A 23,112-nucleotide genomic window follows, 5' to 3' on the forward strand; every position below is an offset into this window, starting at 1 on the left:
TTTGCTTGAAAGCCTGGGGGAACCCGGGCTTTTTATTTTAGAATTACCGTCTTCTTTTCCGAAAACTTGCGTCCCATGGTAAAATCAACTAAGATAACAAAAGTCGAAAAGGGGTTATTACATGCGGATTTTTGATTCTCATACCCATTTAAATAGTGAAGAATTCATCCAGGAAGTGCCACGTTACTTACAACAAGCGGCTGACCTTGATGTTACGCGGATGGCAATCGTTGGTTCGAATACACAACTGAACGCCGATGCGATTAAACTGGCGGAAACGTATCCTCAGTTGGTCGCGATTGTTGGTTGGCACCCGGAAGATGCCAAAAACTATGATCAGGCAGCTGAAAAGTTGTTGATTGAACAAGTCCAACACCCGAAAGTCGTAGCGTTAGGTGAGATTGGACTGGACTACCATTGGGATACGTCGCCACAAGACGTTCAGCGGCAAGTCTTTGCCCGCCAAGTCGCCATTGCTAAGGAGATGCAATTGCCAATTTCCGTGCACAATCGTGATGCTTTCGAAGATACCTATAAGATCTTGAAAGCAGCTGATATTCGTGACACGGGTGGCGTCATGCATAGTTTTAATGGTGACCCTGAGTGGCTCAAACGGTTCTTGGACTTAGGTATGCATATCTCCTATAGTGGTGTCGCATCATTTAAGAATGCGCGTGAAGTCCATGAATCCGTCAAGCAAACGCCGCTAACACAAATGCTGGTTGAAACGGATGCCCCTTATCTAACACCGGAACCATACCGGGGAAAGCAGAACGAACCCGGTTACACGCGGTACGTTGTTGAAGCAATTGCCAAGTTACGTGAAACGACGCCGGAAATTATAGCGGCCCAAACTTATCAAAATGCAGAGGAATTTTTTAAGATTGAAAAAGATTAAAGAAGTAATTGTGGTTGAAGGGAAAGATGACACGAAACGGCTCGCCCTAGCTGTCGATGCAGATACACTTGAAACGAATGGCTCGGCGATTTCCGAAGCCACCTTAGCCCAGATCAAAACGTTGCAGGCCAGTCGCGGCGTGATCGTGTTCACCGACCCAGACTTTTCCGGTGAACGTATTCGGAAGACGATTTCGGCGGCTGTTCCGGGTGTCAAGCACGCCTTTTTGCCCCGCAAAGCTGGTGTACCAACTAAGGCTGGGGGGAGCCTGGGCGTTGAACACGCGAGCCCAGCGGCGATCCAAGCTGCACTCGCCCATCTATATACGGAGCAAATCGACGAGCCCCAACAGTTAATCAGTCACCATGATTTGATTGCGGCGGGCTTACTAGCTGGTCCCACGGCACGTCAACGACGCGAACAATTGGGTGAACGTTTAGGTATCGGATACGTCAACGGCAAACAGTTGTCCAAACGGTTGCAACTATTTCAAATTCAGCCAGCTGATTTTTGGGCGGCTGTTGACCAACTAACCACAGAGGAGAAATGATGAGTAGAGATTTAGATATTGCGAGTCCCGCCCGCACACGGGCAATTATGCATACGTACGGGTTACAAGTTAAGAAGAGTTTAGGACAGAATTTTTTAACTGATCAGAACGTGTTACACAACATTGTTGCCACTGCTGACATTGGAACCAATGATAACGTGATTGAAATTGGCCCTGGGATCGGGGCACTGACTGAGTATTTGGCACGGGCTGCGCACCACGTCCTGGCCTTTGAAATCGATGATCGGTTACTGCCAATTTTGGATGAGACACTAGCTGATTATGACAATGTAACGGTCGTTAACCAAGATATTTTGAAGGCCGACTTAGCCGCGATGATCAGTGAACATTTAGATAACGAGCGGCCGTTGAAGCTCGTCGCCAATTTACCGTATTATATTACAACGCCTATTCTGATGAACATTTTGGCGGGGGACGTTGCTTTTGAAAATATTGTTGTGATGATGCAAAAGGAAGTTGCCGACCGTTTGGCAGCTGAACCGGGTACGAAGGCGTATGGTGCGTTAACGATTGCTGTGCAGTACCGGATGGCTGCTGAGATGGCGATGGTCGTTCCCCGGACGGTTTTCGTGCCGTCACCGAATGTCGATTCTGCAATCGTGAAATTGACGGCATTGCCACCGCGGACACACGTGCCATTTGACGAAGCAGCTTTTTTCAAGGTCGTTAAAGCGGGCTTTGCGCACCGTCGGAAAAATCTGTGGAATAATTTGCAAAGCCTATTTGGTAAACAACCTGAGACGAAGACGGCCATTCAACAGGCTCTTGATATCGCGACAATTGATCCCAAGATTCGTGCCGAACGGTTGACGGTCGATGAATTTATTACATTGACGGATGCATTACATCAGGCTGACTTACTTTAAGTTATCTATGCTTATAAAATGGTTGCACATTAGAAAACCTTGTGATATAATATTGACTTTTTTGTGAAAAGCTAGTATAGTGTCTTTCATGAGGAGGATTCTCAATGCCAATTTCACTAGCTGCAATTAAAGATAAACTTGACTCACGGATCGGCCAACGCATGAAGGTCGTTGCCCAGGCTGGCCGTAAGAAAACAACTGAACGCCACGGTATCTTGAAAGAAACTTATCGTTCGGTGTTCGTTGTGGATTTAGATCAACAAGAAAACGCATTTGAACGGGTCTCCTACAGTTATACTGATGTTCTGACAAAGAACGTTCAAATCGCTTTTGATGATGAAACAACTGAAGCTTAATTCGCGTCTCGTGAATTCTCAATATTAAGACCCCCAAGCAAGGTCTTTTTATTTTGCCTTGATATTAGTATAATTGTATCAAAGTAAGTCAGCGACCCCGGGTAATCGCGGTCATGGAAGAGGGTGAGACGCGTGCAGATCGTTGAAAAAGCACCGGCCAAAATCAATTTAGGACTGGATACCTTATTTGAACATCCAAATGGGGATAAAGAGTGGGACATGGTGATGACGTCGGTCGATCTGGCCGACTATGTCATGTTAGAATCATTGCATACGAACCGAATCGAAGTGGTCACCGATAGTGGCTTTTTGCCGAATGATCGCCGTAACTTAGCTTTTCAAGCGGTGAGCGTTTTAAAACGGTATTGTCATGTTGATCGGGGTGTCCGTATCAAAATAAGAAAGGCCATTCCGGTAGCGGCTGGTCTAGGAGGCGGCTCATCTGATGCCGCCGCTGTTTTACGGGGCTTGAACCGGATGTGGAATCTCCACTTGGACTTAGCCACGTTAGCACGTTTGGGATTGCAAGTAGATTCAGATGTGCCATACTGTGTCTACAGTCAGACGGCCCACGTGACGGGAAAAGGCGATGTAGTCACCCCGCTACCTAAGTTGCCGCCGATGTGGATTATTCTAGCGAAGCCGAAAGTCAGTGTGTCAACGCCAAATATTTTGCGGCAGGTCAATTACGAGCGCATCGACCAGCATCCCAATATTGAGGCCTTGTTGGCTGGTATTCAACAGCAGGATTTCGCGGAGATTTTTGCGAATATGGGCAACGTTTTAGAGCCAATCACGGCAAAACGCTACCCCGAGATTTTACAGATCAAGCGGCAATTGTTAACGTTTGGGGCGGATGCGGCCCAGATGAGCGGCACCGGACCAACTGTGTTCGGCGTGTGTCGCAAACAATCGCGGGCGCAACGCGTGTATAATTCCTTGAAGGGTTTTTGTCGGGAAGTATACCTTGTGCGGCCAGTTAATTTAAATGAACATTAGACCGTAGTAGTCCGCCGTGATGGTGGGCTTTTTTTATTGGTACGGGGTTAGGTGAGCCGAGTCTCTAATTTACTGCTACGCTTAAACGGTAGCGCTGAGCCATTTGTCATCACGACCTGTGTCCAGCCAGAGATGGTGTAGCAGTGCAATTGGCACCGGAATGCGAGTAGCCGCGGCTTTGCTTGCAGGTTGACACACGAAGATGGTCGTTGCCTTCAACGCATCATCGGTTATTTGGACAACGCAATCTCTTTTTGTAAGCAATTTATGCGCGTTTATGATTAAATAAGGAGTAACGGAGGTGTTCGGATGAAGCAGTCGACAAAATTTGGATTGAAATTGGCGGGCGTCATTGGTGCTGCAACTTATGCGGGAACGTTACTTGGTGGCTTAGCGGCGTATCAAGTCGCGATGCACGTGAGTGACGCACAGAAGCAGCAGGGCCGCGAACGTTCGCGGGCAGAAAACACTGAAATTGAGAATTTTTGGTATTTCAAGCAGCCTAAACAGCAGTGGATGATCCAGTCCTTTGATGGGCTGAACTTAGTGGCAACATATATCCCTAATCCGAAAACAATTGGCCGCTTGGCGATTTTGGCGCATGGTCTAGGACATTCGCGCGAACAAATGATTCCGTATGCGCGCATCTTTATGAGCTTGGGGTATGACGTTTTAATGCCTGATGCCCGGTCATTTGGTGATAGTCAAGGCCATACGATTGGTTATGGTTGGCTAGACCGACTAGATTATGAACGTTGGATTACGATGGCGCTTAGTCAATTAGGTCTGGATATTGACATCGTATTGATGGGAATTTCGATGGGGGCCGCCACGGTCATGGCGACTAGTGGTGAGCCGTTACCGGAGAATGTTAAAGCTATTGTGGAGGATAGCGGTTATGCGGATCTTTATGATGAAGCGAAGTTCAGACTGACTCATAAGTTCCACTTGCCAGCCTATCCGATTATGCCGGTGGCGAATCGCTTAGCACACGTTCGCGCGGGCTATGGGTTTAAGGATGGCCGGATTCTGCAACGGGTGATTGATGGTGGGTTACCGATCTTGATGATTCATGGTTCCAAGGATCAGACGGTGCCTGTCCGCAATGCACATACCTTGTACGACCAGTTACCACAACAAAAGGGCCTGTATATCGACCCCGATGCTGGTCACGTTGAAGCCATCCGAACGCACCCGGATCGCTATCAAGAAGTGTTGGATGAATTCTTGCATGAGCAGGCGGGGTTGGCTTAAGCACCTTAAATTAAAGTAATGATAAACATGAATTGACCGTGTTTTACCGGCTTAACGGTAAAAACGGTCTTTTTTTTGCAATCTCGTCTTAGTGATAAGCGCATTCAACTAGTGGTCAAGGTGTTATTTGATTAGGCCCCGATGATTGCCGCAGCTGGTAATGATTACGGCATTTTGAACTCAGGTATTGACAAATCACCGCATTCAGGTAAACTAAAATAGTAATCATTACGATTTACTTTAATTTAGAAAGTTGGGGTAGTGTTATGACGGAACCGTTAATTGCCGTCCAACACCTTGGAATTGGCTTTCCAAACAACCAGGTGTTTAAAGATTTGAATTTTAACATTGAACAAGGTGACTTTTTGACCGTGATTGGTGAGAATGGGGTGGGGAAAACCACTCTAATTCGCGCCTTGCTTGGCATGCTGAAGCCAACAGCCGGTCAAATTAAGTATTATCCGAATAAAAAAGCCATTAAAATTGGCTACGTGCCCCAATTTCGCAACTTAGACCAGGAGTATCCGTTAACGATTGAGGACTTTGTCGGGCTGAACCTAAAAGGGTGGCAGCCGTGGCTGTCTCGAGCTGAACATCGTCAGGTAGCGACAGCATTAGCCGTGACCAATTTGAAGAAACTCCGTCAGCGACCGCTTGGGATGGCTTCTGGTGGTGAAAAGCAGCGGGCTTACTTAGCACAAGCAATTGTGCAACAACCGCAGCTATTAATTTTAGACGAATCGACGGCTAGTCTGGACAATGAAATGAAGTATGAATTGTTGGACCTCGTTCAGAACTTAAACCAAACTAGCAACATTACCGTCTTCTTTGTGACGCACGACTTGCCATTAGCGAAGCAATACGCCAAACATTATCTGGCCTTAAAGCCCGGCCACCAGCAATTTGGCAATATCGCTGATATGTCAGTAGAGCAATTAAAGGAGGCCACTAATGTCAATGTTTAGCTTAGTATTTATGCGAAACGCCTACTTAGCAGGAACCTTTATTGCAATTATTTGTGGGACGATTGGCGTTTTCGTGATTGCCCGGAACCTCTCATTTCTGACACACACACTGTCTGAAATTGGGTTTGCCGGTGCAGCCTTCGGGATTTTTATGGGCTGGACCGCGTTGAGTGGGATGCTGATTTTTACCGTAATTAGTTCGGTCATCGTGGGGCAGATGAGTGTGAAACAATCACGACGCGAAGCCTCGATTTCTGCAATTTCCGCTCTGTTTATCGGCTTAGGAATTCTATTCCTGTCGTTATCTAATCAAACTTCGAGTTATGCGACGAGCATCCTGTTTGGGAGTGTGATTGGGATTGCCAGTGCGGATGTCATCCGGGTCGCAATCTTATCGGCCATCGTCCTACTCGTGATGTTGGGCTTGTACCGGCCACTCAAATTTGATTCCTTCGATGCGATTGGCGCCCGGGTGAGCGGCTTATGGACGACCGGCATCTCAGTGGTCTTCTTGGTACTCGTTGCGATGAGCGTCAGCGTGGCTGCCCAAATTGTGGGGTCATTACTGATTTTTATCTTACTCACGTTACCAGCAGCGGCAGCGCGATACTTTGTCCATACGGTTAGCAAGATGATTTTTCTAGCGATTGGTTTCGCGTTGATTGGGGTTTGGCTGGGGCTGTACTTGAGTTACGTCACGAATTTACCAGTCAGTTTCTTCATCGCTGCAATCGAGTGTATCTTCTACTTTGCCGCGCTGGGTTATCAGCGACTTCGGGTCGGAAGCTAGTGGAGCTATTCTTGTTCAGCTGTATCACGTTAAAAGTAGGTAGTTTACAGAATTAAGTGGTTCGTTGTGACACGCTAAAATGTTACTAGTCGTTTCTGGAATTCATTGGGAATTCTAGAGCGGCTAGTTTTTTGTTCGTGTTGGGGTTGCAACTTTTCGTTTGCGTGGGGGGCAAGTCACACAAGAAGTCTTCTAAAAGCATAAGTCCAAGGGTAGCGCTGTAATTGCCACACTTAGTCGTAGGACGGGAATCAGTAAAGGTATCATTTCGTTTTTGACGGATATGATTGGGTATAATGATATTTATACCATTATTACGGGGAAAGATGCGCTACTGGTAAGAGGCGTTCTCGTTTGAAGGGTGCGTTTTGGACAGCCTTGAACTTTGTGCCGGTCGGGCAACTAAGCAGGCAATGAAGCGTGCGGCTGAGGAATTGGCCAAACGTAAGCCGGCTAGGAAGACGACCAAGAAAGCAGCCACGAAGTCTCACAAAACTACAAAGACCAAGCATGGGACATCAAAAGTCTAAGCCCAAAAAGACTTCTCATGCGACAAAATACAAGACCAAGAAGCACAACAGAAGCGCTACAATAAGAAAAAAGCTGCGGGCAAGGCAAGAAAAGCTTCTCAGAGAAAACAATCCTCGCAGAATAAAGATAGTCATGGGAAAAAGGAGAAATCTAGCAAGGAGAAATCTTCAAAAGATGGGAAAGATAAAAAGACAAATAATGTCCCATTGGAAAATGGCTCTTATATTAGGAACGGAAAACCTTATGGACGACCAACATTAACCGGGAAGAAAAAACTCGAATTCGAGCGGGAAGTATATAATAGGCAAGCTAAAGATGGAGTGCTTATTGATCGAAATACGAAACAAGTGATACATTGGAAGCCGGGTTAACCCCGAAAAGGAAAGGTCGATTTCGGACATCTACCGGGTAAGTCTTATAAGGAAATGTTCAATCTATATAAAAATAGGAAGATGACATTGAAGGATTTTCAATTTAATCCCAAAAACTCTAGATTAGAAACTCCGTCTGCTAATCGGAGTCATAAATATGAAACGAGGTAAAAAGTGTGCTAGTTTACAATGCTTTTAGTGCGGTAAGAGATGGAACATTTGATCAGTTTAAAAATTATTATTCTGGCAATGTGGATGAGACTGATAAGTTTGAAGGACTTAATTTATTATGCATGGCAATGACAAACGATGACAATCCTGAGGAAAAGTTAAAGATTGTTCATTTCTTGTTACAAGCAGGTATTGATGTTAACTTTGTCACCAAGAGTGAACATCGAAACGCATTACATTATTTTTACAATTGTGTATGGCGTCCAAATCCTAAGTTTGCTATGGAAATTACGAAACTATTAGTCGAGAACGGCATCGATGTAAATAGCGTTGATAAGTATGGACATGTACCACTGTTTTATGCGGTTTTTGATAATGATTTGGATACTAAGGAAAATGAAGAGTTATATTTTTATCTATTAAAGGCGGGCTCAGATTATCGTTTGCGTGATCCATTTGGGAAATCCATTATAGATTATGCACGAGAAACCAACGAGAGGACTGGTTTTTTAGATATTGTAAAAGAGTATGAAAACGGCAAAAAATGATTGCAGGTTGAAAAATGGCAACGATTATAATTATTGGAGTAGTAATTATAGGAATTACGCTGGGATTAGGATACTGGAGTTATTTACTGGGAAAAAGGAATCAATCTAATTTTGTTGGCCCTATTATTCCAGTAGCTTACTTTGCTGTTCGAGCAATCTTAGCTGTGATGACACAAACTACGACACATGGGCTAGTATCGTCATTACTCGGTAGCTTGTTATTCAGTTTGATTTACTATGGCTTATTTGTTGGGGGTAAGCACCGGGCCAATAAGTAACATGAATTAGTCAGATTAAGATAACCGATATTCGACAAGGACTAATTGCCGAGTATCGGTTATTTTATAGAAAAGTTTAGTCGGTAATTTGGTAATTACTGTTGTCTATATCCTATTGTTTGGGGACGACAACGATTCAATAAGCAGAAGCCAATAAAATAAATTGCTTGAAAGCTCAGAACGATTCCAAAATTACTCGTTCTGGGCTTTTTAGGTGTAAGTAGCGACCAATCAATCGAACTTTCTGGACGCTACGTCGTGTGAACGATGGATTCCCCTAGCACATTCCGTATCTACTCCGTTATAAGTTGCCTAAGTTTATTGTTCTCGAATTCGCCAAATATGAGCTGTACAGACAAGATAATTGGCAAACATATTAAGAAATTCCGATGGTTTAGTAAAAAAACGTGAAAAAATTAGCTTATTTCCGAACGTTTGTGTTATCATTTTGCATAGACTTTAAAAATGATGATTTAGGTTGAGGTGGAAGTTATGAAAGTACGTAGAAGCGAACGTTTAATAGATATGACGCGCTATTTGTTGGAACGTCCCCATACATTAGTTTCATTGACATACTTCGCGGAACGGTACGCATCCGCAAAGTCGTCAATCAGTGAAGATTTAACGATTTTGAAGAAAGTGTTTCAGGCCCGGGGAACAGGAATCTTGGAAACCATTCCCGGTGCTGCTGGTGGTGCACGGTTTATTCCTTATATTTTAAAGGAAGAGGCCCAAGAATTTATTGACGAGATGACCACTAAGGTTGCCGACAAGAGTCGGGTGTTACCGGGTGGCTATGTTTATTTATCTGATATTTTAGGCCAACCAGATATTTTGCGCCAAGTGGGTCGGGTGATTGCGACTCAGTACTTGAATCAAAAAATCGACGCTGTTATGACCGTTGCAACTAAAGGAATTCCGATTGCCCAAAGTGTTGCGACTTATTTAAATGTGCCGTTTGTGATTGTCCGCAATGATTCTAAAATTACGGAAGGCTCGACCGTTAGTGTGAACTATGTCTCGGGTTCTTCAGAACGGATCAAGAAGATGGAACTTTCTAAGCGAAGCCTAACGGAAGGCGCCAACGTGCTCATCGTGGATGATTTCATGAAGGGCGGCGGCACAATCAACGGGATGAAGACCTTGATTGAAGAATTTGATGCTAATTTAATTGGCATCACCGTTTTTGCCGAAGCCAGTTTTGTTGGCAATCGTTTAATCGATGACTACACGTCGTTATTACGGGTAACCAACGTAAGTGATAGTGACAAGGCGATTAAAGTCGTTGCTGGTAACTATTTGGAGAAGGTTTTCGGTGCGGAAGTCTAGCCTGGTGTGTTATCCAGACCAGTTTTTTGATATGATGGACTTATCTGAGGACTAAGGAGTAATTTGTAATGACAACCAAAAATGCAATCATCATGGCCGCTGGTAAAGGGACCCGGATGAAATCCAAGCTAGTCAAAGTATTACATCAGGTCTGTGGCAAATCGATGGTCGACCACGTCTTGACCCAAGTTGAAGCCACCCACATGGCAAATATCGTGACCATTGTAGGCCACGGTGCCAAAGATGTGGAAGCAGCATTAGGCGACCGAACTGAGTACGCGGTTCAAACGGAACAATTAGGAACCGGTCACGCAGTATTACAAGCCGAATCGCTCTTAAAAGATGCGGATGGGATGACGCTGATCGTCAGTGGCGACACACCCTTATTTAAAGCTGAAACTTTTGAAGAATTATTTGAATATCATCAAGCTAAGGGTGCCGCTGGCACGATTTTAACGTCCAAGGCACCTAATCCTCAAGGCTACGGCCGGGTTGTTCGCAATCGGTTAGGCATCGTTGAAAAGATTGTAGAACAAAAGGATGCGACTAAGGAAGAACAAGAAATTCATGAAATTAACACGGGAGTCTACTGCTTCGATAATCAGAAGTTGTTTGCCGCCTTACATGAAGTGACCAACGATAATGCACAGGGCGAATATTATTTGACTGACGTGATTCAGATCATGAAGAATCAGGGTGATGTGGTCGCCGCCTATCAAATGGATGATTTTGATGAATCAATGGGGGTAAATACCCGTGCAGCTCTAGCCCAAGCAACCAAAGTGATGCAACAACGGATCAACGCGCAGCATATGGAAAATGGGGTTTCAATTATCAACCCTGACGATACCTATATTGATGCGGGCGTTAAGATTGGTGCTGATACGATTATTGAACCAGGCGTCTTGATCAAGGGCCATACGACAATTGGTGAAGATTGCTTCATCGGCGCGCACTCCGAGATCCATGACATGGTGATTGAAGATCGTGTTCGGGTGACGGCTTCCTTCTTGGAAGATTCCATCATGCACGCTGACAGCAATATTGGCCCGTATAGCCATTTGCGGCCGCAAGCTGAGATTGGTGAACACGTCCATCTTGGTAACTTTGTCGAAGTCAAGAAGGCTAAGATCGGTAATCGGACCAAGGTCGGCCATTTGACTTATGTTGGTGACGCAACGTTAGGTCAAGATATTAACGTTGGTTGTGGTGTGGTCTTCGTTAACTATGACGGAGTCAACAAGCACCACACGAATGTCGGCGATTCCGCCTTTATTGGTAGTAACTCGAACATCATTGCGCCAGTTGAAGTGGCTGACCACTCGTTTATCGCGGCTGGTTCGACCATTACTGATGATGTTAACTTCCATGATATGGCAATTGCCCGGGCACGTCAGACGAACAAGCCTGACTTCTGGGGCCGCTTACCACATGAACCAGAAAACATGTAATTATTATCATTGATAATTGAATTCAGAGACCATCCAAGTGCGTTGTTGCTGGGATGGTCTCTTTTTGTTAGCTCATCGGCGTGACTTGTGGTGTAATAAGGGCTATTTAGCTGCTAAATAGGACAAAGTTGATTTGACTGTGTCAGTTCAGGGCAACTGAGTGATTTTAATTAAGTCACGAAATTGGTATAATTGGCGAGGAGTTTACGGGACGGGGAAGTTTGGAGGCATTTAGATGCAGACGAAGAAGTGGATTCGCGGCCTTATTTGTGGTCTGGCATTGCTTGGCGGTTGGAGCTGGGCATTACCAGTACACGCAACTAGCGTTAAAAGTGAGCAAACAGCCGTTAAAAAAATCGCGCAACGTGATTTGAAATCACTAGGTGGGCGCTGGTCGGTCAAGGTGACCCGATTAGGTCGACGAAAACTAACCGTGCAAACGGGAAATCAGCGCATGACTCGTCAACGTTCTGCTAGTACGATCAAAGTTTATGTTATGCTGACGATTTATCGACGGGTCCAACAACGAAAGTTACGGCTAACACAGCAAGATCAAAATGATTTAAAATTAATGATTCATAATTCCGATAATAACGCGGCTAACCGGTTGATCAAACGTGCGGGGGGCTTCAGGGGCGTTAATGCGGCCATTAAGCATTATCGATTCAAGCAGACGGTTTTACAACGGTATATGCTTGATACGAACGCGCTACGCTGGGGACGCGATAATTACACGTCGGTGGCTGATCTAACTCGTTTTTTAACGCTGACATATCAACATAAGTTATTAGGTAAGACGTATGATAAGAAGATGTTGACCTTACTTAAGGGCTGTCGCAACCACAGCAAGCTACCATACTTAGTTAAACACGCCACGGTCTATAATAAAACTGGCGAATATCCCGATAAGGGTGTCCAAAACGACGCGGCCATTTTTAAGACCAAACAAGGCACTTATAGCATTGTCGTCATGGCCCAGAATGGCAAGCAGTACCAACAATATCAAGGGATGAATCGTTTGGGGCGCGATGTCGTGACTTATTTAAATCAGCACCACTGAGTGTGTTTAGATAACTGAACAGTTTAGTAGATCCCTGTTCGTCAGCCGGTGTGCGCTCTATTCCGACTTCTAGGACTGGTTACTTTTGAACGCGAGAAACGGCAGCGGTCAAGTACCAACTAAGGCAATAACTGGTACAATGCGTGTGTCAGTACCAATTACAACTGATAGCGGTCTCATTAACTAAGATTGTTCGGTAATCGGGGCTCACGAAACTTTAATCTTTAATCACGAAGGGGCTTAGATTGCCGAAAGTCGTGCTTCCAGCCCAGTCTCACGCAATTTTGCCTTGTTGTTGGGACTTGATTTTCACTAGCAAAATGCCTATTATTTAGTAAGTAATAAATTTTCGAATGGAGGAAATTATGTCAGAACAGTATTTTGATCCAAAGTTAAAAATCTTTGCTTTGAATTCAAATAAACCATTGGCAGAAAAAATCGCGGACGCCGTTGGGGTTAAGTTGGGTAAGACTTCGGTCGATCGCTTTAGTGATGGCGAAATTCGCATTAACATTGAGGAAAGTATTCGTGGTGACCAAGTTTATATCATTCAATCAACTTCCGCTCCCGTTAATGACAATTTGATGGAACTATTGATCATGATTGACGCCCTACGTCGCGCGAGTGCTAAGACCATTAACGTGGTTATTCCTTATTACGGATATGCGCGTCAAGATCGGAAAGCACGTTCTCGCGAACCAATTACCGCTAAGTTAGTTGCAAATATGCTGGAAACAGCCGGTGCAACACGGATTTTGGCACTCGATCTTCATGCTGCCCAAATTCAAGGCTTCTTCGATATTCCGTTGGATCACTTGATGGGTGCGCCGCTGTTAGCTGACTACTTCCTGAACCACCACTTGGATGAAAATGCTGTGGTTGTTTCACCTGACCATGGTGGTGTGACTCGGGCACGTAAATTAGCTGAATTCTTGAAGGCACCAATCGCGATTATTGATAAGCGTCGACCACGGGCCAACGTTGCCGAAGTTATGAATATTATCGGTGATGTCAAGGGTAAGCGGGCCATCATGATCGATGATATGATCGATACGGCTGGGACGATTACTTTAGGTGCACAGGCACTGGTTGATGCGGGCGCAACTGAAGTTTACGCCAGTTGTACGCATCCAGTTCTGTCTGGTCCTGCCATCGAACGGATTGAAAAGTCACCAATTAAGAAATTAGTTGTGACGGATTCAATTGAATTACCAGCTGCTAAGCGAATCGATAAGATCGAACAAGTTTCAGTTGGTCAATTAATGGGTCAAGCAATCAAGTTTATCCATGAAAATAAACCAGTTAGTCCATTATTTAAGAATCGTTTCCATAACGAAGAAAATTAATTGACGAAGCGTCAAATTGGCAATTGCTGATTTGACGCTTTTTAAGTTGCAGTAATTTCTAAAAGTGATAGAGTAAAGGTGTTGTTTGGTGGGCATTGTGACCTAGTCAAAGTTGGACTGGACGCTGTATATCAACGAATCTTTCGTTTTGGCGTGCTTCAACATTAATTAGGTGATGGCGCGGAACGGATAACGGACCAACGTCGGGCTACCGGCGTCCTTTTTTTATCCATAAACACTAGCACGAATCCTTAAAATGATTACAATATAAGTTAAGGGGGTGTTGCGATGACACCGTTTTATTGGGGTAGTTTGGCCCTTGCTAGTGCGTTGACCTTGCAATTGACGGACCGGCGGCATTGGTTAACGGGACATCTTTTTTTGATTGCAGTCATTGGCATTTTGTTAAGCGCTTACCATCGATTCAGTGCGCAGGCAAGTCCTACTTGGCAATTCATGTTGGTCGGTGCAAAAATCTTGGCTTATACGTTGTTGCCAATTGTAATTTTGATTGTGGGCATTAGTTTTGTCAGGTATAGTTACCGATTGATTCGCAAGGAGGGCTGGGCGTTTCATTACAGCTTGCTAGCAATCGTCGGTGGTGTATTAGTCATAATGCTGGTCTTATCAGTAATCAACTTAGGAGTTTGGCATTCGCGACGCTTGTGGCAGTTATTAGGCCTAGCGTTATTATTGACGGCGTATTTTGCGTTCAGCTTTATCGCGTATCTATTAGCTTGCGTCATGACCCGACTAGGACGTCATCGACAGATCGATTATATGATCGTCTTAGGAGCAGGGTTGATGCCAAATGGGCAGCCAACGCGAACACTGGCATATCGGCTTCAGACGGCAGCGAAGTACTACCGGGTGCAACGGGCGCGTTATCATCAACCAATCACGATCGTTGTTTCTGGTGGTCAGGGGCCGGATGAGGTTATGGCGGAGAGTACCGCAATGCGGCAGTACTTAGTGGATCAAGGGGTCCCCCGTGATGCCATTCAAGAAGAAAATCGGTCAACGTCGACAATTGAAAATCTAAAATTTTCGCACGCATTAATTGTGCGGCAACAACCGTTTTATCGCGCCGTGATTGTCACGAGTGGCTATCACGTTTTACGGGCTAATATTTTTGCTCGGCAACTGCACCTGAACCTAACGGGAATCGGGGCGCATACGCCACTGTATTATTTACCGTTTGCTATGTTTCGGGAATACTTGGCCTTAATTGTGATGTATCGCTGGGCCAACTTAGTGGTGGTACTTGGTTTAGCGGCTTATTATGTCGCAGCGTTAGTTAGGTTAATTTAACAAAGCCGCTACTCAGAGCTTTGAAAAAAATGACATTGCGATTAATGGTATAATGGAGAATGATAAAAAGGAGGGGTTTGCCGTGGATCATGCCTATCGATCATCTTGGCCACTGATTGTAATCGTCCTACTCGGATTGATTACACTTTCAGGCTGTGCCAAAAATACCGGAGGCGTAACCGCAAGTTCGGCAACGACCGCAACTGGTAACAGTACAACGGCCGTTTTAACCAAAGCTGATCAGCAAATTTCGCAACAAAAAATTGCCGCTGCCCAGAAGACTTTAGCGGGTGCTTCTGAATCAACTCCAGCGATCAAAAAGTTAGCCCTTGGGTTAAAGTATTATCAGGAAGCTGAAGAAGCACTTGATAATAATCAGCTCAGTCTAGCAAAGGGTTATTTTGACACGTTAAGTAGTTATGATGGCACGACTGACGCCAGTTTTATTGCTGCTCGGCAAAAGCTCGTCAAGCAGTACCAGGCGGTCAAGCTAGCCAATGGTTACTATAACGCTGCCCGTGATGAATTAAGTATTCATGATTTGGCCACTGCGAAGGCCAATATTGATAAGTTGGACGATGTGCAAGCCACACATCCGGTTATCAAAAAATTACAGAAAAAAGCTTTGGCAATGAAACAAGCCATTATGAATTATGAGGCGTCGCAATCAACTAGTTCTGGTAGTGATAGCTCAACGGTTGTCAGTTCGAGTTCTGCGGCTAGTGCGAGTGATAGTAGGACGTCTTCAAGCAGTACGAGTAGTACTAGTGCCGATAGTTCAACGATGACGAGTTCGTCGAATAGCAGCGCGTCTGCCAGCAGTAGTTCTTCAGAGCTGACAACTTCGGCGATCATCAAACAGTTTCAGGATGCGTCCGGTGTTACGTTTACTTCGGATACCGAATTTAATATTACTAAGGAGACCAGTGCTTATTATCAGATTACCGCAATCTATGCGACGAATGAGTCTAGTTCTTCTGCTTCCAAGACAGTAACGGATACTTATCGTTATTATCCGGATAGTGGTAGTGTTACTAAGGAAAATAGTGCAACTGGTAGTTTCGAATAACCAGCATTAAAAAGTGACGATCAGGTAATGACTGATCGTCACTTTTTTGTTTGACTGGATTGTTTAGAAAACGCTGGGTAACGGTCATAACAGTGATAAAAAAGCAACGCTCACGGCACGTTAAAAACGAGCCATTAGCGTTGCTTGAATTAGTTTGAAAAATAGTAGCTTAGGCGAGTGCCCAAGTGTTAATGGCGTGTGCGACCCCGTCTTCAACGTTAGTCTTGGTTTCATAACGGGCAATTTGCTTGGCCTCATCAATGGCGTTACCCATCGCAACACTGTTGGTTGCGTAACGCAGCATACTCAAATCGTTACCTTGATCACCAATCGCCATGACTTCATCAGCAGTTAAGTTCAGATGGTCGGTCAACGTGGCTAGGGCGTTACCCTTGCTAGCGGCGGGATTCATGAATTCTAGGAAATACGCTTCTGAGCGAACAATGGTAAAGCGCTTGGAGAATGACGCTGGTAATTGCTTGATGGCTGCATCCAGTAGTGGGCCGTGATCGATGAACATGCACTTGACGATTGGTAAGTCTGGGCGCATTTCTTCCGGTGTCCGGAACCGAATCGGCATATTGACGAGTGCACTTTCGCCGACCGTATAAGGGCTGATATTTCGATTGGCGGTGTAGATATGGTCTTCACTTTCAACGTGACAATGGATATTGAGTCTTCGGCTGAGCGTTTCAATGTCGATGTAATCGTCATGTGACAGGGTAAGTCCTGTGATGATCTTACCGGTAATTGTCTGAACCATTGAGCCATTAAAAGTAATGACGTAATTATCTTCACCAGCGATTCCAAGTTGCTTTAAAAAGGGCGTGACGCCACTTAATGGCCGTCCCGTACAAATGACGACTTTGATTCCTTGCGCGTTAGCGGCGTTAATCGCTTGAACGGTTGCGGGATTTAGTTCGCTGTGCTCATTGAGTAAGGTGCCGTCCATATCGATGGCGATAAGCTTGACTGACATAATAATAATTCCTCCAAAATTAGTGTGGTACGACCAGACGATCGTTTAAAATATATTGCTGGAATTCTTGGTAAATTGGTTTAAATAAATCGTTTTCGGCGTTTTTGCTGAGCATTTCTTTTGGAAAGAAAAACCGCTGATCGCCAGAGACTTTCCCGGTGATGGCTCGCACTAGGTCACTGACGGTGGATAGTTCTAGTAAGGAACCGTCTTTTTGTTGCAGTTCAATCTGGGTACGCGGCTTCTTCATCTTAGGATCATAGGCGTCGTAAGGAAGATCGTAACTGTCGTTGATGTCAGTGTAGTAGTGCGTATCAAAGCCGGCTTGTTCAATTAATTTTTGTAACGTTGGAATTAGCGGTTGAGTCGTTGCATCGACTCGTGCTGATTTTAAGGGACGCCGGTCTAAGAAACGGGTTGCTAGGTCAGCGAGAATTTGATCACGGCTATCACGCCAATGGCTAAAATAAGTGTTTAAGACGCCATCGTCTAACCGTAAATAATCGTGTAACGTAAAGTTATTATTGAAAAACGGCAATAACATCACTGGTGTGGCTTCAGCGTCGACCGCGTGGCTTTGATAAAGATCGTTAGCCCGCTCCAGTAGGCGATCTAGGATGACTTCCATGGAACGTGATACTGGATGGAAATAGACTTGCATGTACATCTGGAAGCGACTGACAATGTAATCTTCGACCGCGTGCATGCCTTCCATTGCAAATGTAATGCCGCCTTGATACGGCTTCATAACGCGCAAAATACGGGTCAAATCAAAATTGCCGTAATTCGTACCCGTGAAGTACGAATCTCGCAGTAGGTAGTCCATCCGATCGGCATCGATTTGACTAGAAATCATCTGGACGACTTGGGGATTCGGGTACGTTTTTTGAATGACGGCCGCAACTTGGGCCGGGAAGTCAGGTGAGACTTGCTGTAAGACCTGATTGACCTCGGTTTCAGGTGATGTCAAAATCTGAACAGTTAGGGCTTCATGGTCGGTGTGAAAGATGTGCTCGAATGTGTGTGAGTATGGCCCGTGACCGATATCGTGTAACAGGGCGGCGCATAGTGCGACCAATCGCTCGTGATCATCCCAACCACCGTCACCAGGGGCCTGGGTCGGGTAGTTACGTTCGAAGTTATCGCAAATACGGCGTGTAATCTCATAAACACCGAGGCAATGTCCAAAGCGGGAGTGTTCTGCACCGTGGAAGGTCAGCGAGGTCGTACCGAGTTGCTTAATACGGCGCAGTCGTTGAAATTCCGAGGTGTTGATCAAATCGAGAATGACTTGATGTTGGATATAAATGTAATCATGGACCGGGTCACGAAAGACTTTCTCCATGGGTAATAGTTGCTGGCGATAGGCCAAATTAATTCCTTCTTTCAGTGATGCAAGCGTTGTTGTCGGCGTTGCATTTGTTGATAGGCTTGATTTAAGTGTGCTTGAAATTCAGGTTCTTCGGTGACTAACGGCAAACTTGTTGTGTCGACCGTCCCATGTTGAGCTAGGATGGCTATAAAACGAGCTTGTGTAGCGGTAGTGTCAGTCGGCGCTGCCAAAGCGTCAGCAACGGTCGTCATGACTTGTGGATCAACATCTGGAAACCGCGCGTCATGGTGACCGGCTAAGCTGACTTGGTAAAAACGCTGAATGAGTTGACTACGGGCCATCTGATCGCCATCAACGCTGACATACAGCATGATGACCAGCGCTTCGGCAGTGCGCCGTTGCGACATTCCGGCAATTTTACGACCGGCAATACTCAAATCATAATCACCAGGACAATAGGAGCGTGTAATCTCACCAGTCGTGATATTTAATTGTGGCCAAACTGCCTGAACGTAGTCGACCATCAATTGATATGCCGCTGTAATTGAATAGCGTTCGCGAGTTGCTGGAAGAAATAAGGAGACGTTTAGTACACCAGGGTCAGCAACTACGGCTAGCCCACCTGAATTACGGAGCATGACCTGATAACCGGCAGCGTGTAGATGTGCTAAGCCAGCAGTTAGCCGTGGCAAGCGTTGGTCTAATAAGCCGAGAATGACGGTTGGCTGTAACTGCCAGAAATGAACGATTGGTTGCTGACGAGCCGCCGTTAACCACAGCAAGGCGTTCGTATACGCAAAACTATCCAGCATCGCTGCCGGTTCGTATTTTTGACTCAAAGTTGCAATTGTTGATTCCGTCAAGAAAGCCACCCCGTTATCCGCTATTATCGGGCACGAGGGATGTCTCATGATGAAACCGCCACCGTTGTCCGTATCATCACTAATTATACTAGAAAAATGGTACTGTTGCATTGGCTTAGACAAATCAACTTAATCTGTAGCATACCATCATAGGATAATGAAACGTGCAAGTTAGTTGGCTTTTTGTTCGTCAGCAACGTGCGGCCTATTTCGACCTCCGGGGCTGGGGGACAATTGTTGGAACACAGCCGACTCAAAAAGTTTACGCGTGTTCGAACTTTTCCCAGCAGATCTAAGCTGACCGCTTTTAGTCCTATTTTTAGTTATTTTGGCATGAATGGCTTATAATTAAACAGGAAGTTTTACGATGGGCGTGATGGGAGTCGCGCGGTCGTGAACGCTGAAAAGGATATAGCGAGTGTGGTAACACGGTGATCGTAGACGGGCGTTCAGCGTGTGATTTTGAAATATTAGGAGGTCCAAATATGGATGATTTAACAACTGGTGTGCCAGTGGCGATTCATTTAGAGACGCAGGCGCGGCAAGATGACGATACGGCGAACTATGCACTGGATGTCGATGGTCAATTGGTTCAGATGGGTGACGCGTTTTATTTACGGTATAAGGAAGTTAACGATGATGCGCCAGAACCGATTCCAGTGACGATTAAGCTGGCAGCTAATGGGGACGTCGTGTTGACGCGGAGTGCGGAGAACCGACTTCGGTTGCACTTTTCCAATGGTAAACGGGTGCGTGCTCATTATCAAACGCCTATGGGGATGCTACCTGTTGAAACGGTGACGCCGATGTTACGAGTACGGCTACGTGAACGGCCATTTTCAGGTGAGGTGAACGTTGATTACGATTTATACGCGGGTGAGCAGCTACTTGGTAACTACAAGTTGCGATTGCAATTCACGGCCTAATTTGGTATTATGTACTATAAACTGTGGAAAGGACGTGCACCAGTTTGGAACTAAAACAATTTGATGGACAAAAAAAGTCCGAATTATCTTTAATCGAGGTTGCTCACGCGATCTTATCACAACATGGTGATGTGATGGCTTTTGCCGACTTGACCAACGCTGTGCAATCATATTTAGGTAAAAGCGACGAAGAAATTCGGGAGCGTTTATCACAATTTTATACCGATCTTAATATCGATGGTAGTTTCATTTCGCTCGGTGACAATATGTGGGGCCTGCGTGCATGGTACCCATTTGAATCCATTGACGAAGCCGTTATTCATACGGACGATGACGAAGATGAGGATCGGCCAAAGCGCAAGAAGCGTAAGAAGGTTAACGCCTTCTTGGCCGATGCCGGGGATGATGACGACGTGATCGATTACGATGACGATGATCCCGAAGATGACGATAACTACGATGACGATGATGATCAGGACGACGATACTGATGATTCAGCAAGCAGCAAGTACGATGAACTTGCGGGTGTTGATGACACAGACGACGATGTTGCTGATGAAACGTTGCCAGACGGTATCGAGGGTCAATTATCAGAGTTAAATGATGACGATGATGATGACGACTACGATGACGAAGACGACGAATCGAAATAAGCTTTTCAAGATTTTTCCTTGACGAAAAGGGAATCTCCTTGTATTATCTTATTTGGGCTCTCTGGTAGAAATACCTGAGACAAACGATCGTATTAGCTCCCTATTTCTGTTGAAATAGGGAGCTTTCTTTATTTATACCACCCCACGAAATAAATCTTTAAGGAGTTATCACATGACCAAATATATTTTTGTAACTGGTGGCGTTGTGTCATCCATTGGTAAAGGTATCGTCGCTGCTTCGCTAGGGCGTTTATTGAAGAACCGGGGCTTAAAGGTCACGATTCAAAAGTTTGATCCCTATATCAACGTTGATCCTGGTACGATGAGTCCTTATCAACACGGTGAAGTCTTCGTGACCGATGATGGGACCGAAACTGACTTAGACCTTGGACATTATGAACGTTTTATCGACATTAACCTTAATAAATATTCAAATGTTACCACCGGTAAGATTTATTCAGAAGTTCTGCAAAAGGAACGGCGGGGCGATTATTTAGGCGCCACGGTGCAAGTGATTCCGCATATCACGAACGCTATCAAGGAAAAAATCATGCGTGCGGGTACGACGACGGATTCCGATATCGTGATTACTGAAATCGGTGGGACGGTCGGTGATATCGAATCCTTGCCATTTATTGAAGCGCTACGGCAAATGAAGAGTGATTTAGGTTCCGACAATGTTTTCTATATCCATACCACATTGATCCCATATTTACGGGCAGCTGGTGAAATGAAGACGAAGCCAACGCAACATTCTGTTAAGGAATTGCGGAGTTATGGGATTCAGCCGAACATGTTAGTTGTCCGGACTGAACAACCAATTACGCGGGAAATGCGGAATAAGATTGCGTCCTTCTGTGACGTGGAACCAGAAGCAGTCATTGAATCCTTAGACGTTAAGACGATTTATTCAATTCCGTTGAATGTTCAGAAACAAAACATGGACCAAATCGTCCTTGACCATTTTGATGTACAGGCACCTAAGGCCGACATGAGTGAATGGATTGACTTAGAACATCATGTTCAGAACTTATCACGGACCATCAAGATTGCGCTAGTCGGAAAATACGTCGCTTTACAGGATGCTTATATCTCAGTGACGGAAGCATTGAAGCATGCTGGCTATACGGATGATGCCGACATTGATTTGAAGAAGATTTCTGCTGAAGATGTTACGCCAGAAAATGTCGAAGAACTACTCGGCGATGCTGACGGAATCTTAGTTCCTGGTGGCTTTGGTGATCGGGGAATTGAAGGTAAGATTACGGCAATCAAGTATGCCCGTGAAAACGACGTGCCATTCTTAGGTATCTGCTTGGGAATGCAAATGGCCAGTGTCGAATTTGCACGTAACGTACTTGGATTGAAGGATGCTAACTCTGCTGAAATCGATCCGAAGACGCCGGACAATATTATTGATTTGATGGCCGACCAAGAAGACGTTGAAGACATGGGTGGAACGCAACGTTTAGGCGCTTACCCTTGCAAGCTGAAGCCGGGAACTGTGGCGGCTAAAGCCTACCACAATGAAGAAGTTGTGATGGAACGTCATCGCCACCGTTATGAATTCAATAATAAGTATCGTGAAGCAATGGCTGCTAAGGGCATGGTCTTCTCCGGAACTTCGCCTGACAACCGGCTCGTCGAAGTGATTGAATTACCAAAGAAGCGCTTCTTCGTGGCCTCACAATACCATCCAGAATTCTTATCACGGCCTAACCGTCCAGAAGGGTTATTCAAGGCATTCATCGATGCCGCTAACCAGACTGGTAAAGTGAAGGCATAAATTTAGTACGGTAGAATTAAGAGTAAAGCACGCCAGCGAATTGTTGGTGTGCTTTTTTTGTTGGGCGGCCACGGGCTTGATTAGGTCACCGATATTCACAGTGACAACTGGTGTTGCGAAAATACATGGTAACAATAAATGGTTCTCTTGATAATAGAAAAATAAAATGATAATAAAAAACTATTGACAATAATTGGCAGGAGGTCTAGATTATAAGTGTAAATTGAAAGCGCAAACATAATGGGCTAGTAGTTAATCTGATTATTTAGAAAGCCAACGGTTGCTGAAAGTTGGTTGATTGGACTGATGAATCCGCCATTTAGCGTTTGGCCTCGTTTTTAAGAGGTCGCGGTGAGACGATATACTCGTAGAGCAGTAAATTGGGTGGTACCACGTTGGTAAAAAAAC

At 45.1% G+C, this 23,112-nt stretch carries 25 protein-coding genes; 21 read left to right on the forward strand and 4 right to left on the reverse strand.

What is annotated here, in order from left to right; all coding sequences use genetic code 11:
- The first annotated feature begins 121 nt into the window (after nt 1-121).
- The 5 genes from MZO41_RS06785 (at nt 122) to ispE (ending at nt 3,690) form a co-directional block, all read left to right on the forward strand.
- On the forward strand, nt 122-898 hold the full coding sequence (locus MZO41_RS06785) for a TatD family hydrolase (protein ID WP_003643825.1): 777 nt from the start codon (nt 122-124) through the stop codon (nt 896-898).
- Complete coding sequence (gene rnmV / locus MZO41_RS06790; protein ID WP_022638211.1) at nt 885-1,448, forward strand: ribonuclease M5; 564 nt, start codon at nt 885-887, stop codon at nt 1,446-1,448. Before MZO41_RS06785 ends, rnmV begins: the two co-directional genes overlap by 14 nt.
- Nucleotides 1,445-2,335 carry a 16S rRNA (adenine(1518)-N(6)/adenine(1519)-N(6))-dimethyltransferase RsmA gene (gene rsmA, locus MZO41_RS06795; protein WP_013355188.1) on the forward strand — a complete coding sequence of 297 codons (891 nt, stop codon included), beginning with the start codon at nt 1,445-1,447 and terminating at the stop codon, nt 2,333-2,335. The genes rnmV and rsmA overlap by 4 nt, the downstream gene beginning before the upstream one ends.
- 104 nt (nt 2,336-2,439) lie before the next feature.
- Nucleotides 2,440-2,691: a Veg family protein gene (locus MZO41_RS06800; protein WP_003642020.1), complete on the forward strand. Its 252-nt coding sequence runs from the start codon at nt 2,440-2,442 to the stop codon at nt 2,689-2,691.
- A gap of 132 nt (nt 2,692-2,823) precedes the next feature.
- Nucleotides 2,824-3,690, forward strand: a complete 867-nt coding sequence (ispE, locus tag MZO41_RS06805) for a 4-(cytidine 5'-diphospho)-2-C-methyl-D-erythritol kinase (protein ID WP_003643828.1) — start codon at nt 2,824-2,826, stop codon at nt 3,688-3,690.
- 81 nt (nt 3,691-3,771) lie between these two features.
- On the opposite strand, the gene MZO41_RS06810 is transcribed toward ispE, so the two are convergent.
- A complete protein-coding gene (locus MZO41_RS06810; protein WP_072539267.1) occupies nt 3,772-3,954 on the reverse strand; it encodes a hypothetical protein in 183 nt (60 codons plus the stop codon).
- A gap of 45 nt (nt 3,955-3,999) precedes the next feature.
- On the opposite strand from MZO41_RS06810, the gene MZO41_RS06815 reads away from it, so the two are divergent.
- The 13 genes from MZO41_RS06815 to MZO41_RS06875 all read left to right on the forward strand — a co-directional run bounded on the left by MZO41_RS06815 (nt 4,000) and on the right by MZO41_RS06875 (nt 16,164).
- On the forward strand, nt 4,000-4,944 hold the full coding sequence (locus MZO41_RS06815) for an alpha/beta hydrolase (protein ID WP_003642022.1): 945 nt from the start codon (nt 4,000-4,002) through the stop codon (nt 4,942-4,944).
- A gap of 266 nt (nt 4,945-5,210) precedes the next feature.
- Nucleotides 5,211-5,909, forward strand: coding sequence for a metal ABC transporter ATP-binding protein (locus MZO41_RS06820; RefSeq protein ID WP_003642023.1), 699 nt, complete (start codon nt 5,211-5,213; stop codon nt 5,907-5,909).
- The gene (locus MZO41_RS06825; RefSeq protein ID WP_003646500.1) at nt 5,902-6,699 is read left to right on the forward strand and encodes a metal ABC transporter permease; all 798 of its coding nucleotides are present in this window, start codon (nt 5,902-5,904) and stop codon (nt 6,697-6,699) included. Before MZO41_RS06820 ends, MZO41_RS06825 begins: the two co-directional genes overlap by 8 nt.
- A 368-nt stretch (nt 6,700-7,067) precedes the next feature.
- Nucleotides 7,068-7,229 (forward strand): hypothetical protein, encoded by a 162-nt coding sequence (locus tag MZO41_RS06830; RefSeq protein ID WP_003642026.1) that lies wholly within the window; start codon nt 7,068-7,070, stop codon nt 7,227-7,229.
- A gap of 426 nt (nt 7,230-7,655) precedes the next feature.
- Nucleotides 7,656-7,772, forward strand: coding sequence for a GH-E family nuclease (locus MZO41_RS06835; RefSeq protein ID WP_225443011.1), 117 nt, complete (start codon nt 7,656-7,658; stop codon nt 7,770-7,772).
- A 5-nt stretch (nt 7,773-7,777) separates the two neighbouring features.
- Entirely contained in the window at nt 7,778-8,320 is a 543-nt protein-coding gene (locus tag MZO41_RS06840; protein WP_003642028.1) for an ankyrin repeat domain-containing protein, read from the forward strand.
- Nucleotides 8,321-8,334: 14 nt separating this feature from the next.
- A complete protein-coding gene (locus MZO41_RS06845; protein WP_003642029.1) occupies nt 8,335-8,598 on the forward strand; it encodes a hypothetical protein in 264 nt (87 codons plus the stop codon).
- Between the two features lie 492 nt (nt 8,599-9,090).
- Nucleotides 9,091-9,927, forward strand: a complete 837-nt coding sequence (gene purR / locus MZO41_RS06850) for a pur operon repressor (protein ID WP_003642030.1) — start codon at nt 9,091-9,093, stop codon at nt 9,925-9,927.
- A 68-nt stretch (nt 9,928-9,995) separates the two neighbouring features.
- Nucleotides 9,996-11,378, forward strand: a complete 1,383-nt coding sequence (gene glmU, locus MZO41_RS06855; RefSeq protein WP_003642031.1) for a bifunctional UDP-N-acetylglucosamine diphosphorylase/glucosamine-1-phosphate N-acetyltransferase GlmU — start codon at nt 9,996-9,998, stop codon at nt 11,376-11,378.
- A 235-nt stretch (nt 11,379-11,613) separates the two neighbouring features.
- Entirely contained in the window at nt 11,614-12,438 is an 825-nt protein-coding gene (locus MZO41_RS06860) for a serine hydrolase (RefSeq protein WP_128650877.1), read from the forward strand.
- A 365-nt stretch (nt 12,439-12,803) separates the two neighbouring features.
- Nucleotides 12,804-13,784: a ribose-phosphate diphosphokinase gene (locus MZO41_RS06865; protein ID WP_003643830.1), complete on the forward strand. Its 981-nt coding sequence runs from the start codon at nt 12,804-12,806 to the stop codon at nt 13,782-13,784.
- A 288-nt stretch (nt 13,785-14,072) separates the two neighbouring features.
- Nucleotides 14,073-15,095 carry a YdcF family protein gene (locus MZO41_RS06870; RefSeq protein ID WP_003642034.1) on the forward strand — a complete coding sequence of 341 codons (1,023 nt, stop codon included), beginning with the start codon at nt 14,073-14,075 and terminating at the stop codon, nt 15,093-15,095.
- Nucleotides 15,096-15,147: 52 nt separating this feature from the next.
- Nucleotides 15,148-16,164: a hypothetical protein gene (locus MZO41_RS06875; RefSeq protein WP_015639959.1), complete on the forward strand. Its 1,017-nt coding sequence runs from the start codon at nt 15,148-15,150 to the stop codon at nt 16,162-16,164.
- Between the two features lie 169 nt (nt 16,165-16,333).
- On the opposite strand, the gene yidA is transcribed toward MZO41_RS06875, so the two are convergent.
- The 3 genes from yidA to MZO41_RS06890 are packed head-to-tail and all read right to left on the reverse strand — an operon-like array spanning nt 16,334 to nt 19,462.
- Nucleotides 16,334-17,143, reverse strand: coding sequence for a sugar-phosphatase (yidA, locus tag MZO41_RS06880; RefSeq protein ID WP_003642037.1), 810 nt, complete (start codon nt 17,141-17,143; stop codon nt 16,334-16,336).
- A 19-nt stretch (nt 17,144-17,162) separates the two neighbouring features.
- Complete coding sequence (locus tag MZO41_RS06885) at nt 17,163-18,515, reverse strand: HD domain-containing protein (protein WP_003643832.1); 1,353 nt, start codon at nt 18,513-18,515, stop codon at nt 17,163-17,165.
- A gap of 14 nt (nt 18,516-18,529) precedes the next feature.
- A complete protein-coding gene (locus MZO41_RS06890) occupies nt 18,530-19,462 on the reverse strand; it encodes a lipoate--protein ligase family protein (RefSeq protein ID WP_003643833.1) in 933 nt (310 codons plus the stop codon).
- A gap of 362 nt (nt 19,463-19,824) precedes the next feature.
- Here MZO41_RS06890 and MZO41_RS06895 point away from each other — a divergent pair, with 362 nt between their 5' ends.
- The 3 genes from MZO41_RS06895 (at nt 19,825) to pyrG (ending at nt 22,704) form a co-directional block, all read left to right on the forward strand.
- Nucleotides 19,825-20,265, forward strand: coding sequence for a YwiB family protein (locus MZO41_RS06895; RefSeq protein ID WP_003642040.1), 441 nt, complete (start codon nt 19,825-19,827; stop codon nt 20,263-20,265).
- A gap of 44 nt (nt 20,266-20,309) precedes the next feature.
- Nucleotides 20,310-20,918, forward strand: coding sequence for a DNA-directed RNA polymerase subunit delta (gene rpoE / locus MZO41_RS06900; protein ID WP_003642041.1), 609 nt, complete (start codon nt 20,310-20,312; stop codon nt 20,916-20,918).
- A gap of 172 nt (nt 20,919-21,090) precedes the next feature.
- Complete coding sequence (gene pyrG / locus MZO41_RS06905; RefSeq protein WP_003642042.1) at nt 21,091-22,704, forward strand: CTP synthase; 1,614 nt, start codon at nt 21,091-21,093, stop codon at nt 22,702-22,704.
- The last annotated feature ends 408 nt before the right edge of the window (nt 22,705-23,112 follow it).

The organism is Lactiplantibacillus sp. C232 (assembly GCF_023806725.1).
Lineage (GTDB): Bacteria > Bacillota > Bacilli > Lactobacillales > Lactobacillaceae > Lactiplantibacillus > Lactiplantibacillus plantarum.

Excerpts from the sequence above, each read along its gene's own strand:
- MZO41_RS06785 (WP_003643825.1), top strand. The coding sequence starts at position 122 with ATGCGGATTTTTGATTCTCATACCCATTTAAATAGTGAAGAATTCATC.
- rsmA (WP_013355188.1), top strand. The coding sequence starts at position 1,445 with ATGATGAGTAGAGATTTAGATATTGCGAGTCCCGCCCGCACACGGGCA.
- MZO41_RS06800 (WP_003642020.1), top strand. The coding sequence starts at position 2,440 with ATGCCAATTTCACTAGCTGCAATTAAAGATAAACTTGACTCACGGATC.
- MZO41_RS06815 (WP_003642022.1), top strand. The coding sequence starts at position 4,000 with ATGAAGCAGTCGACAAAATTTGGATTGAAATTGGCGGGCGTCATTGGT.
- MZO41_RS06820 (WP_003642023.1), top strand. The coding sequence starts at position 5,211 with ATGACGGAACCGTTAATTGCCGTCCAACACCTTGGAATTGGCTTTCCA.
- MZO41_RS06825 (WP_003646500.1), top strand. The coding sequence starts at position 5,902 with ATGTTTAGCTTAGTATTTATGCGAAACGCCTACTTAGCAGGAACCTTT.
- MZO41_RS06835 (WP_225443011.1), top strand. The coding sequence starts at position 7,656 with ATGTTCAATCTATATAAAAATAGGAAGATGACATTGAAGGATTTTCAA.
- MZO41_RS06845 (WP_003642029.1), top strand. The coding sequence starts at position 8,335 with ATGGCAACGATTATAATTATTGGAGTAGTAATTATAGGAATTACGCTG.
- purR (WP_003642030.1), top strand. The coding sequence starts at position 9,091 with ATGAAAGTACGTAGAAGCGAACGTTTAATAGATATGACGCGCTATTTG.
- glmU (WP_003642031.1), top strand. The coding sequence starts at position 9,996 with ATGACAACCAAAAATGCAATCATCATGGCCGCTGGTAAAGGGACCCGG.
- MZO41_RS06860 (WP_128650877.1), top strand. The coding sequence starts at position 11,614 with ATGCAGACGAAGAAGTGGATTCGCGGCCTTATTTGTGGTCTGGCATTG.
- MZO41_RS06865 (WP_003643830.1), top strand. The coding sequence starts at position 12,804 with ATGTCAGAACAGTATTTTGATCCAAAGTTAAAAATCTTTGCTTTGAAT.
- MZO41_RS06870 (WP_003642034.1), top strand. The coding sequence starts at position 14,073 with ATGACACCGTTTTATTGGGGTAGTTTGGCCCTTGCTAGTGCGTTGACC.
- MZO41_RS06875 (WP_015639959.1), top strand. The coding sequence starts at position 15,148 with ATGGAGAATGATAAAAAGGAGGGGTTTGCCGTGGATCATGCCTATCGA.
- yidA (WP_003642037.1), bottom strand. The coding sequence starts at position 17,143 with ATGTCAGTCAAGCTTATCGCCATCGATATGGACGGCACCTTACTCAAT.
- MZO41_RS06895 (WP_003642040.1), top strand. The coding sequence starts at position 19,825 with ATGGATGATTTAACAACTGGTGTGCCAGTGGCGATTCATTTAGAGACG.
- pyrG (WP_003642042.1), top strand. The coding sequence starts at position 21,091 with ATGACCAAATATATTTTTGTAACTGGTGGCGTTGTGTCATCCATTGGT.